This window comes from Glycomyces mayteni, from assembly GCF_042428885.1.
GTDB classification, from domain to species: domain Bacteria; phylum Actinomycetota; class Actinomycetes; order Mycobacteriales; family Micromonosporaceae; genus Glycomyces; species Glycomyces mayteni.
This window is the reverse complement of record NZ_JBHMBP010000001.1, coordinates 1,123,514-1,136,484: the sequence shown is the minus strand read 5'-3', so window position 1 is coordinate 1,136,484 and position 12,971 is coordinate 1,123,514. Positions and strand designations below refer to the sequence as shown.

9 protein-coding genes are annotated in these 12,971 nt (G+C 72.1%); 5 read left to right on the top strand and 4 right to left on the bottom strand.

Annotated elements, in window-relative coordinates; genetic code table 11:
• Positions 1 to 27 precede the first annotated feature (27 nt).
• Positions 28 to 996, bottom strand: coding sequence for a UDP-glucuronic acid decarboxylase family protein (locus tag ACFFXY_RS05275; RefSeq protein WP_382346622.1), 969 nt, complete (start codon positions 994 to 996; stop codon positions 28 to 30).
• An 82-nt stretch (positions 997 to 1,078) separates the two neighbouring features.
• Entirely contained in the window at positions 1,079 to 2,650 is a 1,572-nt protein-coding gene (locus ACFFXY_RS05270) for a sugar transferase (protein ID WP_382346619.1), read from the bottom strand.
• Positions 2,651 to 2,836: 186 nt separating this feature from the next.
• On the opposite strand from ACFFXY_RS05270, the gene ACFFXY_RS05265 reads away from it, so the two are divergent.
• A complete protein-coding gene (locus ACFFXY_RS05265; RefSeq protein WP_382346616.1) occupies positions 2,837 to 3,997 on the top strand; it encodes a glycosyltransferase family 4 protein in 1,161 nt (386 codons plus the stop codon).
• Positions 3,998 to 4,038: 41 nt separating this feature from the next.
• Here ACFFXY_RS05265 and ACFFXY_RS05260 read toward each other — a convergent pair whose 3' ends face one another.
• Positions 4,039 to 4,743 carry a CDP-alcohol phosphatidyltransferase family protein gene (locus tag ACFFXY_RS05260; RefSeq protein WP_382346613.1) on the bottom strand — a complete coding sequence of 235 codons (705 nt, stop codon included), beginning with the start codon at positions 4,741 to 4,743 and terminating at the stop codon, positions 4,039 to 4,041.
• A gap of 248 nt (positions 4,744 to 4,991) precedes the next feature.
• Between ACFFXY_RS05260 and ACFFXY_RS05255 the strand changes: the two genes are divergently transcribed.
• Complete coding sequence (locus tag ACFFXY_RS05255; protein ID WP_382346611.1) at positions 4,992 to 6,488, top strand: glutamate-cysteine ligase family protein; 1,497 nt, start codon at positions 4,992 to 4,994, stop codon at positions 6,486 to 6,488.
• 51 nt (positions 6,489 to 6,539) lie between these two features.
• On the opposite strand, the gene ACFFXY_RS05250 is transcribed toward ACFFXY_RS05255, so the two are convergent.
• Complete coding sequence (locus tag ACFFXY_RS05250; protein ID WP_382346609.1) at positions 6,540 to 7,817, bottom strand: HMG-box domain-containing protein; 1,278 nt, start codon at positions 7,815 to 7,817, stop codon at positions 6,540 to 6,542.
• Between the two features lie 223 nt (positions 7,818 to 8,040).
• Here ACFFXY_RS05250 and glyA point away from each other — a divergent pair, with 223 nt between their 5' ends.
• The 3 genes from glyA (at position 8,041) to ACFFXY_RS05235 (ending at position 12,833) form a co-directional block, all read left to right on the top strand.
• The gene (gene glyA, locus ACFFXY_RS05245; RefSeq protein ID WP_382346606.1) at positions 8,041 to 9,315 is read left to right on the top strand and encodes a serine hydroxymethyltransferase; all 1,275 of its coding nucleotides are present in this window, start codon (positions 8,041 to 8,043) and stop codon (positions 9,313 to 9,315) included.
• A 203-nt stretch (positions 9,316 to 9,518) separates the two neighbouring features.
• Positions 9,519 to 11,114: a hypothetical protein gene (locus ACFFXY_RS05240; RefSeq protein WP_382346603.1), complete on the top strand. Its 1,596-nt coding sequence runs from the start codon at positions 9,519 to 9,521 to the stop codon at positions 11,112 to 11,114.
• Positions 11,115 to 11,294: 180 nt separating this feature from the next.
• Positions 11,295 to 12,833 carry an LPXTG cell wall anchor domain-containing protein gene (locus ACFFXY_RS05235; RefSeq protein ID WP_382346601.1) on the top strand — a complete coding sequence of 513 codons (1,539 nt, stop codon included), beginning with the start codon at positions 11,295 to 11,297 and terminating at the stop codon, positions 12,831 to 12,833.
• The last annotated feature ends 138 nt before the right edge of the window (positions 12,834 to 12,971 follow it).

Genomic DNA, 12,971 nt, shown 5'->3' with positions numbered 1-12,971 from the left:
ACGACCGCGTTCCTCGACGGCTGCGTTCTAGACGACGGCGATCCCGCCGTCGGCGCGGCGCGCCACGAAGTCGTCGATCGTGGATTTGAGACCGGCCTCATAGTGGACCTGCGGCTCGTACCCGAGCAGCTCGCGGGCCTTCGTGAGGTCGGGGCGGCGCCGCTCGGGGTCGTCGGAGGGCCGGTCGGTGTACTCGATCGTCGAGGACGAGCCGGTGAGGCGCAGCACGACCTCGGCCATCTCGCGGACGGTGAGCTCGTACTCCGTGCCGAGGTTCACGGGCCCGTACTCGCCGGACTCCAGGAGCAGCACGAGGCCGGCGACGAGGTCGTCGACGTAGCACAGGGAGCGGGTCTGGGAGCCGTCCCCGTGGATGGTGAGGGGCTCGCCCGCGAGGGCCTGCGAGATGAAGCTGGGGACGACGCGGCCGTCGTCGGGGCGCATCCGGGGGCCGTACGTGTTGAAGATCCGCACGATCGCGGCGTCGAGGCCCTTGTGGCGGTGGTAGGCCGCGACGGCGGCCTCCGAGAAGCGCTTGGCCTCGTCGTAGCAGGAGCGCACCCCGATGGGGTTCACGTTGCCCCAGTAGGACTCCGGCTGCGGGTGGACGAGCGGGTCGCCGTACACCTCGGAGGTGGAGGCCATGAGGAACCGGGCGCCGTCGGCGAGCGCGCGGTCGAGCGCGTGCAGCGTGCCGACGGAGTCGACGCGGAGGATCTCCACCGGGAGGGTCGCGAAGTCGACCGGGCTGGCCGGGCACGCGAAGTGGAGGACGGCGTCGAAGGGCGCCTCGCCCACGGGGAGGCCCTCGGTGACGTCCGCTTCGACGACGGTGAGGCGCTCGTGGGGGTCGAGGTTGGCCTTGGAGCCGGTGGAGAAGTTGTCGACAGCGGTCACGTCGCAGCCCTTCGCGAGGAGCGCGTCGACCAGGTGGCTGCCCACCAGGCCCGCGCCGCCCGTCACGAGGATGCGGCTGCCGGTTCCGTAAGTAGTCATCAAGATCCCAGATTATCAGGGTTGGCCTGGCGTTCACCTGGGCGCAGGCTGTGCATTCGCGAGGCGTACGCCCATGGGCCCGTCAGTACGCGCCCTTTCGTCGCAATACTACGGCGACGGTGCGGAAAAGGATCTGGAGGTCGGTCGTGAGCGACCAGTTGTCGACGTAGTACAGGTCGAGGCGCACCGCGTCGTCCCAGGACAGGTCCGAGCGGCCCGAGACCTGCCACAGGCCGGTGATGCCGGGGCGGACCAGCAGGCGGCGGCGCACGTCGCCGAGGAAGTCGCCGTTCTCGGCCGGGAGCGGCCGGGGCCCCACGAGGCTCATCTCGCCGCGCACGACATTGATGAGCTGCGGGAACTCGTCGATGGAGGTGCGGCGCAGCCACTTGCCGACCTTGGTGATGCGCGGGTCGTCCTTCATCTTGAACAGGAGGCCGTCGGTCTCGTTGTGCATCATGAGCGCGGCCTGGCGCTCCTCCGCGTCGATGTACATGGTGCGGAACTTCCAGCACGAGAACGTCTCGCCGTCGCGGCCGACGCGGTTCTGGCGGAAGAACACCGGGCCGGGGCTGTCGGTCTTGATGGCGATCGCCACGGCCAGGAACAGCGGCGACAGGAGGATGAGCCCGAACGTGGAGGAGGAGATGTCCAGGATGTTCTTGATGAGCCAGCCGACGCCGGAGATCTTCGGCTCCTCGACGTGCAGGAGCGGGAGGCCCTCGACGGGGCGGATGTGGACGCGGGGGCCCGCGATGTCGGTGAGGGCCGGGGCGACGACCAGGTCGCGGCCGGTGCCTTCGAGCTGCCAGGCGAGGCGGCGCAGGTCGGCGGCGTCGGCCGAGGCCGAGCCGCACACGGCGAGCGTGTCGGCTTCGAGGCGCTCGGCGCAGGTGACGACGTCGGTCCCGGCGAAGACCGGGACCGGGGTGTCGAGGTTGCGGACCGAGGACGCGCCCTCGGTGACGTATATCCCCACGGGGACCAGGCCCGCGGCGGGCGCGCGGCGCACCGTCCGGTACACCTCCAGCGCCTCGGGGTAGGCGCCGATGAGCAGGACCCGCTGCACGCCCTTGCCCGCCAGGCGCATCCGGTGCAGGCCGTACCGGGCCGCGTAGCGGAACCCGATGACGAGCGCCGCGGCGGCGAGGAGGATGACGGCGACCGCGACACGCGAGACGTCGGCCTTGAACGTGAGGGCCGCGAAGGACACGAGCGCCAGCATGAACATGGCGGCGCGGGTGACGCGCTTGAACTCCTCGTTGCCCATGCCGAAGTAGCGGCGGTCGTAGGAGCCGGTGCCCCACAGGGCCAGCAGCCACGCGAGGGGCAGGATCAGCCAGACCGTGAGGTAGAAGAAGTGGAGCTGGTCGTCGGTGTCGAACCCGGCGCTCGGGGAGTGGGTGAGGTTGACGGCGATGACGGTGGCGAGGAGGGCCGCGAGCAGGTCGGCGCCGACGAGGGCGCCCTGGTAGTAGCGGTGCCAGTTCGAGGCGCGGACGAGGCGCCGCCAGGTGCGGCGGGTGGCGCCGTTGGTGACGAGCTGCGGGTCGCCGCCTACGCGAGTACCGGCCACCTGGGTCCCCGTCCGTCCGTACGGAACACTGCCGCTTCCCTGGATATTGTTTGCTGGACGTTCCAGGCTCGTAGCCACTGCACATCCCTGCGGTCGTCAGCTTACGGTGGAGGTGAGTGTCCGCGGGCGGAGATCGACGCTGCGTCTCCTGATCACCGGGCGGCCCGCCGACACGGTACCCGACAACCTACACCTATTCGGCTCCTGCGGTATCTTCGGCCGAGCTGAAAGCCGTTCCCGCCACCCCTGCCGTGAAGGATGCCCGTGAAGATCGTCATCGCGCACAACCGGTACTCCTCGGCGCAGCCCTCGGGCGAGAACGTCGTCGTGGACTACGAGATCGGCGCGCTCCGTGAGGCCGGGATCGAGGTCGTCCCGTTCCTGCGCTCCTCCGACGAGATCGGTTCCCTTCCGGCCCATAAGAAAGCGCTCCTCGCGGCCTCCCCTGTGCACGCGGCCGGGACGCAGCGGCGCCTCGCCGAGGTCCTCGAACGGGAGCGGCCGGACCTGCTGCACCTCCACAACCCGTACCCGCTGCTGTCGCCGTCCGTGGTGACGACCGCGCACCGGCACGGGGTCAAAGTGGTGCAGACCATCCACAACTACCGGCACGACTGCATGAACGGGCTCTACTTCAGGGACGGCCACGACTGCCGCGACTGCCACGGCAAGCGGTGGAACGGCCCCGGCGTGCAGCACGCCTGCTACCGGGGCTCGCGCGCGCAGAGCGCCGTGATGGCCCTCGCCCTCGGCGTCCACCAGGGCACCTGGCGGTCCGTGGACCGGTTCGTCGCCCTCACCGACGCCATGGCCGGGTACCTGGAGGGCATCGGCATCGAGCCCGGCCGCATCCGCGTCAAGCCGAACGCCGTCGCCGACCCCGGGGTCGCCCCGCTCGGCGAGGGGTTCCTGTTCGGCGCGCGCCTCGTCCCCGAGAAGGGCGTGGAGCTGCTGCTCGAAGCGTGGCGGATCGCCCGGCCCGCGGTGCCGCTGCGGATCGCCGGGGACGGGCCGCTGCGGGGCCTCGTCGAGGACGCCGCCGCCGCGAACCCCGAGATCCACTACCTCGGCCAGCTCGGCCCGGTCGCGCGCGACGCCGCCGTCGCCGCCTCCGCGGCCGTCGTCGTGCCCTCGATCTGGCAGGACATCCTGCCGACCTCCGGCATCGAGGCCCTGGCCGCGGGCCGCGCGGTCGTCGTCACGAGCATGGGCGGGGCCCCGTTCATCGCCGGGGAGGGGACGCCCGCGCCCGCGGGGATCGTCGCCGCGCCCGAGCCCGCGGCGCTCGCCGCGGCCATCAACGAGGTGGCGAAGGACCCGTCGTACGCGGCGAACGCGCGCGCCCGCTACGAGTCGGTGTTCGCGCCGGAGGTGACGCTGCGGCGGCTCGTCGAGATCTACGAGGAGCTGCTCGCCGAGGGGTGAGGGCCGCGATCGTACATCCTATTTCCTATAGGATATAGGGTTCAGCGGAGCGTGGCCCGTGCGCTCACGGCGATGCTCGCCAGGAGGAACAGGCCGTTGACGGCCCCGAAGAACAGCATCACCGCGGCCATCGACTCCGGCCACAGGAGCGCGAGGGCGATGACGGCGACGACGAACCCGTAGTCGCGCACCAGTTTGACGAGCCGCACGACGATGCCCGTGCTCGTCACCATCGACACCGACGCGTCCTCTTTGGCCATGACCGCGGTGACCAGGTTCGTCATCCACAGGGCCGCGAACGCCGCCCCGCACCAGGCCGGAACCCAAGCGGCGTACGCGTCTGCGACGGCGACGACGACCGCGACGACGGACGCCTGGATCGCGACGTCGCACAGGATGTCGACCCGCGCGCCCGCGTCGGAGCCGGTCCCGGTGACCCGGGCGAGCTGCCCGTCGGCGCAGTCGAGCATGTACGCGGCGTGCCACAGCACCAGGGCGCCGAGGGCCACGGGCCACCACGGGGCGCCGTCCCTCGCGGCCGGGATGTAGGCGATCACGGCGGCGCTGACGGCCAGGCCGAGCACCAGGTTGAGCAGAGTCAGGTGGGTGGGCCGCAGGCCGGTCCGCCATGCGGCGTAAGCGAAGAGCGCGCCGCCGCGCTGGTCGAGGTGCAGGGTCACGAGGCCGCCGCCGCGGTTGGCGGCGAAGAACTCGGCGGGCCCGCGGGACTGGCGCTCATCGGTCACGCGGCGATCCTATCGGGAGTGCCGGAGGCTCCCGGGTGGCCTCGGTCGCAACGCATCCGACCTGCGCGGCGACGGTCCGCAGTCAAGGGGAACCCGCTTGTGTCAAGATCCCGACACCGCCGCGCCGGACGACTCCCTAATATGAGCGCGACCTACGCCATTTGGGACGAAACAACTTCTCCTTTGGTAGCCAGCGCATGACCAAGCGTCCTAGAGTTGATGGACGTTCGATTCCTGGGGAGGGACATATGGGCGACGAGGTGACCGGCTCTGCCTTGAAGCACTGGGATCACCCGGCATATTCGGCGAGACTCCAGGCGGGACGAGCGGCCCTCGCGCAGCTGCTGGCCGACGAGCGGCTCGACCGGGGCAGACCGATGACGGGACTCGAACTGGAGCTGGATCTCGTTGAGCCCGACGGGGACCCGGCGTTCGCGAACGACGCGGTGCTGGAGCACCTGCACACCTCCGGCGACGAGGACGCCCTGTACGGCGCGCAGCATGAGCTGGGGGCGTTCAACATCGAGCTGAACCTCCCGCCGCGGCTGCTCGACGGGGCCGGGCTGTCCTGGTACGAGAGCGACCTCGCGGCGGTGCTCGCGGAGGTGCGGGAGGCGGCCGGGAAGGCCGGGGTGCAGATCTGCCCGATCGGGACGATGCCGACGCTGGCGACGGACCACATGAGCGTGGACGCGCTCTCGACCGCGCGCCGGTACCGCATCCTCAACGAGGAGATCATGTCCCAGCGCGGGGAGGACCTGCGGATCGACATCCGGGGCGCGGAGTCGGTGGACTTCACGTCCTCGTCGATCGCGCCGGAGTCGGCGAACACGTCGGTGCAGTTCCACTTGCAGGTCGCGCCGGAGGACTTCGCGCGGCACTGGAACGCCGCGCAGGCGTTCGCGGGCGTGCAGGTGGCGACGGCCGCGAACTCGCCGTACCTGTTCGGGCGGCAGCTGTGGGCGGAGACGCGGGTGATCCTGTTCGAGCAGGGCACGGACACGCGGCGGGCGAACCAGCGGGCGGCGGGCGCGAAGCCGCGGGCGTGGTTCGGGGAGCGGTGGATCGGCGGCGTGCTCGACCTGTTCGACGAGAACTACCGGCACTTCTCGCCGCTTTTACCGCTGTGCGACGAGGAGGACCCGGCGGCCGTCGTGGCCGGCGGCGGGGTCCCGGTCCTCCAGGAGCTGCGGTACCACAACGGGACCGTGTACCGCTGGAACCGCCCGGTGTACGACGTGTTCCGGGGCAGGCCCCATGTGCGCGTGGAGAACCGGGTGGTCGCGGCGGGGCCGACGGCGGTGGACATCTGCGCGAACATGGCGCTGTTCTACGGCCTGGTGGCGCATTTCGCGGACGCCGAGCCCCCGCTGAGCGAGCGCATGGACTTCGCACAGGCGGCGGCGAACTTCCGTTCGGCGGCGCGGCACGGGATCAACGCGGACCAGTGGTGGCCGGGGCTGGGCCTGGTGCCGGTGCGGCGCCTGGTGCTGGACGAGCTGCTGCCGAAGGCCGCGGAGGGCCTGTCGGCGCTGGGCGTGAGCGCGCGGGACGCGGACCGGTACCTCGGGGTGATCGAGTCGCGGTGCCGCCGCGGCGTGAACGGCGCGACCTGGCAGGTGGCGCGGGTGCAGGTCGCCGAGCACCGGCAGCGGCTGGAGCGCCGGGACGCGCTGCGGGCCATGGTCCTCGACTACGCGGCGCGGTCGGCGGACGGGCGGCCCGTCCACGAGTGGGAGGTGTAGGCGCGTGAGCGGCCGGGCCCGAAGGGGCCCGGCCGCTCTGTCCTGCGGCGCTTAGGACTCGGCGTCGCCGGAGTCGATCTTGCGGCGGGTGCGGGCGGTGGTCTTCTTGGCGCGGCGGGGCTTGGGGGCCTCCTGCGGCTGGTCCTCCATGTCGACGGCCTTGAGCTCCTGCACCCAGTCGACGTCGGGGTTGGGGGTGTCGTCGCCTTCCTGCGGCTCCCATTCGGCGCGCTTGGCGGCCTCGTGCTTGGCGGCGCGCTCGGAGTCCTTCGCGGCCTGCTTCTCGCGGCGGGTGGGGCGCTTGGGCTTGGCGGGCGGGGCGGCGAGGTCGGCGGTGTCGCCGTCGTTCGCGTCGTCGTAGGCCGAGGCGGGGACGGGGACGGTCCAGCCGGGGGCGGTCTCGGCGAGGCCGTCGGCGCGCGGCTCGGCCTGGGCCTGCGGCCGGTCGTCGATCTGCCCGCCCGCCTTGGGGAGGGCGCAGACGATGAGGGAGCCGAGGAGCCCGGCGATGGCCGCGTAGGGGCCGACGAGCATGACGGCGAGGGACTCGGCGTTGTCGAGCCGGGAGGGGCCGGCGACCAGGTGGGCGACGGTGACGATGAGGGGCCCGGCGATGCCGGAGGCCGCGGCGATGCGGTACCCGGAGGAGGAGATGTGGCTGCGGCGCGCGAACGCGGCGACCACGGCGCCGATGAGGAGCGAGCCGGTCACGAACGGGATCGCGATGGAGAACCCGCGGGTGCCCAGGAACGTGTCGGATGCGGCCCACGAGCCCCACACGCCGAGCTCGGTGACGGGCGAGACGCGGTCGCCGACGTCCACGAACACGGCGAGGACCGCGAGGACCCACACCAGGGCCGCGGAGGCGCCGACGTTCACGGCGACCGAGCGGGACGAGAGGCCGATGAGCGCGAGCGCGAACCCGACGGCCGCGCCGAGCCCGGCGGCGACGAGCGGGTCGGTGGGGAAGCCGTCGGAGACGGCGCCCTGCTCGGCGGAGAGGGCCACGAGCGGGCCGACGGCGAACGCCCCGGCCGCGGACGCGAGGACCGCGGCGAAGCGGGTGCCGGGGGTGGCGCGGGCGGCGGCGCGGGAGCCGATCGCGCCGGACGCGAGGCCGCCGACGACGCAGGAGGCCGCGGCGAACCAGGCGACCCACGCGAGGTTGGCGTTCCAGCGGTAGTCGAGGACGGGGTCGGCGGCGCCGGGGGCCGCGTCGGCCCAGGAGAGGAGCCCGAAGCCGTAGGCCAGGCCGAGCTGCGCGAGCGCGGCGAGGGCCGCGACCGCGAATCCGGCGCCGACGGTCTTCGCGGCGGATCTAGGTGACATACGTCGCACGCTACTGCGTGTACGCAATGGAGTCTCGAACGGCCGATCGCGTGAGGGTGAGGCCGGTCGCGGCGTCCCACACGTGAGGAAACGGGCGCGGCCCCCACAGCACACATTGACGTCTCGCAAGCATCGACGAGACTGTCCTCCGGCTATGCTCGGGGCATCAAGGCCACCTGCCCGGTCGCCGTGCGAGATCATGCCGATCAGCGAGGAGCATTGCATGTCCGACGCCTACGAGGCCCTCACCGCGAACCTCGCGGCCGCCGACCCCGAGATCGAGCGGCTCATCGAGGCCGAGGGACGCCGCGAGTCGGAGAAGATCCGCCTCATCGCGTCCGAGAACTACGTCTCCCAGGCGGTCATGGAGGCGACGGGCTCGATCCTGACCAACAAGTACTCCGAGGGGTACGCCGGGAAGCGCTACTACGAGGGCCAGCAGCTCATCGACCAGGTGGAGCAGCTCGCGATCGACCGGGCGAAGGCCCTGTTCGGGGCGGAGCACGCGAACGTGCAGCCGTACTCGGGCTCGCCTGCGAACCTGGCCGTGTACATGGCGTTCCTGTCCCCGGGCGACAAGGTCCTGGGCATGGGCCTGCCCGCGGGCGGGCACCTGACCCACGGGTCGAAGGTCTCGGCCACCGGCAAGTGGTTCGACGCCGTCTCCTACGGGGTCCGCCGCGACACCGGCCGCATCGACCTCGACGAGGTCGCCGAGATCGCCCGCGCCGAGCGCCCGAAGCTCATCATCTGCGGCGGCACCGCGATCCCCCGCACCGTCGACTTCGCGGGCTTCCAGGCCATCGCGGAGGAGGTCGGCGCGGTGCTCATGGCCGACATCGCGCACATCGCCGGGCTCGTCGCCGGCGGCGCGCACCCGACGCCGGTCGGGCACGCCGACGTGGTCACCACGACCACCCACAAGACGCTCCGCGGCCCGCGCGGCGCGATGATCCTCACCACCGAGGAGCACGCGAAGGCCATCGACAAGGCGGTTTTCCCGGGCCTCCAGGGCGGCCCGCACAACCACACCACCGCGGCGATCGCGGTGGCGCTGCGCGAGGCGGCGACCGAGGCGTTCAAGGACTACGCGGCGCAGATCGTCAAGAACGCGAAGGCGCTCGCGGCGGGCCTGACGGCGCGCGGCTTCGACCTGGTGTCGGGCGGCACGGACAACCACCTCATCCTGGTGGACCTGACGAGCAAGGACATCCCGGGCAAGCCCGCGGCGAAGGCCCTGGACGCGGCCGGGATCGAGCTGAACTTCAACTCGGTGCCGTTCGACCAGCGCAAGCCGTTCGACCCGTCGGGCCTGCGCATCGGCACGGCGTCGGTGACGACCCGCGGCATGACCGAGGGCGACATGGACCTCATCGCCGGGTGGATCGACCGGGCTGTCTCGGCGGCGAAGGACGGCAAGGACGCCGAGCTGGACGTGGTCGCCGGGGAGATCCGCGAGCACACGAAGGCGTTCCCCATCCCGGGCTGGAAGGCGTAGCCGCAAAGGCCAAGCGGCGCAAGCGAACAGGGGCGCCCGTCCATCCGGACGGGCGCCGTTCGCGTGTGCCGTGCGCTACAGAGCGGAAAAACTTCGGCGCGGGGTGCGTCAGGCGGGCGGTTCGCGGCGTCTAGTAGTCATCGAGTCCCCGCGAGTGACAGCCCACAGGGGACTGTCCTCTCACACCTGTCTGGAACACCGCCATGAACGCACCCTCCCCCCGGGCCCGGCGCACCGCGCGCCTGGCCGCGACCGCCGGGGCCGCCGCCCTCGGCGCCGGGCTCTTCGCCCTCCCCGCCTTCGCGCAGGCCCCCGTCCCCGTGGACGTAGTCCACCCGAGCAGCCACCTCATCACCGCCGACGGCTCGGAGCTCGAAGGCTCCCTGACCGTCGTCTTCGGCGAGGACTTCGCCGAAGGCGAGCACGACGTGACCGCCGTGTTCGACCTCGCCCCGAGCACGGGCGTCGTCTACTGGGCCGACAGCAACCCGTCGTACGGCGGCTGCGGCCCGGACGCGACGAGCGGCCTGCTCCACTGCGCGGCCGAGGACGCCGACCGCACCGTGGACTTCAGCTACATGTACGCCGCCGAGCCGGAGGCCGCGGCGGGCGAGTACCCGTACACGATCACCATCGCCGTGGACGGCGAGACCGTCCTGACGGTGGACGAGACGATGGGCGTCGTCGCCCCCCAGTCCGGCAGCCCGTTCCTCCACGGCGACCTCTTCTTCGAGGACGTCGAGCCCGGGTCCTCCGCCGACGTGCGGCCGGAGTTCCTCCAGGACGCCGCGCTCCCCTCGGACACCGCCGCCCTGGTCGTGACCGTCCGCGGCTCCGAGTACGTCTCCTACGGGCTGGCCTGGCCGCGCGCCGAGTACGACAACTGCATCCCCGCGGACTCCGCGCCCGAGGCCGTCTGCGTCGTCACCGACTTCGAGGACCTGCCGGGCACCGCGTTCGTCTTCCGCGACTCGCTGTGGCTCGACGTGGACGCGGCCGCACCCGGCCCGATGAACCTGTGCGGCTGCTCCTACTCCGTGGAGGCGATCGACGAAGGGACCCTGGACGACCGGTTCGGCGGCGTGTTCTGGGACGAGGGCGGCGACCTGTTCGGCCTCATGGCCGCAGGCGACCCGGAGTCCGAGTTCTCCGACCCCTACAACGGCTACCTCGACATCCGGACCGCCGAGCACCCCTACGACCTGGCGCTGACCGACCGGACCGTCAAGGGCGCCGAGGGCGACGAGGTCACCGTCACGATCCCCGTCCAGAACCTCGGCACCGCCGACGCGCCGACCGTGTTCGACGGCCCCGGCTCCTACGCCCTCGTCGGGGACCTGCCCGCGGGCACCCGCCTCGTCGGCGTCGAGGGCCCGGACGACGGCTGGTTCTGCGGCGACGACGGCGAGTCCTACCCGGGCGACGCCGCCGAATACGTCGACGTCTCGATGCCGCAGGTCGATGCGGACGGCGCCGACTTCGTGTGCCTGTTCCACCGGATCGACGCCGGAGCGACCCTCGACGTCGAACTGACCGTGGAGATCACGGACGGGTCGGCGCGCGGCGCGGGCTCGCTCACCGTCGCCGCCCTCGGCTCCGCCGACTACCCGGGCGACCTCGACGCCGACCAGGGGAACAACACCGCCGCGCTCCGGCTCGACGGGTCCGGGGCGCTCCCGAAGACCGGGTCGCCGCTGACGTGGGTCCTCACGGGCGCGGCCGCCGCGCTCGTCGTCGGGATCGCGCTGTACGTCGCGACGACGCGCCGGCGCAGGGGCACCGGCGACGCCGCCGAGTAGACCCCAGGAAACCAGGAAGCGAAGCGAGCGCCCGTCCGGCCGGACGGGCGCTCGCTTCGCATACCGCAACAAAATATGAGAAAACTCTGGATCGGGTGCGTCAGATCCGCGGGCCCCCTCGTCTAGGTACCAAGACCCCCGCAACGGACCGAATCCGTTTCACCGCAAAGGAAGCCACCCATGTCACCCGTCAAGACCGCCGCCCGCGCCGCGGCCGCCCTCGCCGCCGCGGCCCTCGGGGCGGGCGCGTTCGCGCTCCCGGCCCAGGCCCAGACCTTCACGCCCACGGAGGTGTTCGTCGAGGACTACTCGCCGATCGCCTTCGGCGACGAGCCCGAGAAGTTCGGCCTGCGCATCGCGTTCGGCGACGACTTCGCCCCGGGCGAGCACGACGTCACGGCGACCGTCGTGATCGACGCCCTCGACAACGCGTTCACGATCGGCCTGCCCGACGGGTCGGGCAGCGACTGCCCCGTGAACGACGCGCGCACCGTGGTCACCTGCACGGCCGAGGACGCCGACGCGGTCTCGTTCTGGGAGTTCCGGTACGGGGCGACCGCCGAGCTCGTCTCCGGCGAGTACGACTACACCGTCACGTTCGCCGTGGACGGCGAGACCGTCGCGGTCCGCGAGGACACGATCGAGGTCGTCGGCCCCGACGACGACGCGCCCTACCTGCACGGCATCGCCGACTACACGGGCGTCGCCCCCGGCACCTCCATCGGCATCGAGGCCGAGGTCCTCCAGCAGGCGGCCCTGCCCGCCGGCACGGCCGCGGTCGTCGCGGTCTTCACCGGCCCCGACTTCGCCGTCACCGAGGGCGTCGAGGTGACCGCCGGGTACGGCAACTGCACCAAGGGCGCCTTCGGCGGGCCCGGCGCGACCTGCGTCATCACCGACTTCCCCGACGAGCCGGGGACCGCGTTCGCGCTCTCGCCCGTCGACTACGCGCTCGACGCGGGCCTGCCGGGCCCGTTCTGGTACTGCGACTGCGAGTACGAGGTGTTCCCGGTCGACGCGGACGGGCTCGCCGCGTACGGCGGCGTGTCCTGGGACGAGGACTCGGACGACCTGATGGGCTTCACGGCCTCCGACGGCCCCGACGAGTACAGCAACCCGTTCACCGGGTACATCAACGTCCAGAGCGGCGAGCAGCGGTTCGACCTGTCGGTCCAGGATCTGAACGCCAAGGGCGCGAAGGACACCGAGACCACTGTGGTCGTGGAGGTCGCGAACGCCGGACCGGCGGGCGCCGTCCCGTTCTTCGAGGAGCCCGGCTCGTACGCGCTCCTGGGGACGCTGCCCACCGGCCTGGAGCTCGTCGCGGTCGACGACGAGGACGTCGTCTGCCCCGACGCCGCCGAATGGGCCGACCTGCTGCCGCTGGAGGACCTCTCGGGCCTCGACTTCGTGTGCTTCTTCGACGCGCTGCCCGCGGGCGAGTCGCTGGACGTGGCGCTGCGCGTCGAGGTCACGAGCGGCGCCTCGGCGAACGACGGGACGCTGGCCGTGGTCGAGCGCCGGTACGAGGAGGGCGGCTTCGAGGCCGACCCGGCCGACGACGAGGCCGTGTTCAGCGTCAACGCGGGCGGCTCGGCGAACCTGCCGACCACCGGCTCGTCGATGACGGTGCTGCTCGGCGGCGCGGGCGCCGTCCTCGCCGCGGGCGCGGGCCTGGCGTTCGCCGCCCGCAAGCGCCGAATCCCCAGCGCCGCATAGCGACACCGCGAACCACCGAGTGAACCCGCTGGGCGCCCGGCCCCCACAGGCCGGGCGCCCGTTTTCGTTCACTTGAAGTTGGTTTCGGAGGTCGCAACCGGTGACGGCTCCCGCACGTTCCAGTGATGGACGGAAAGG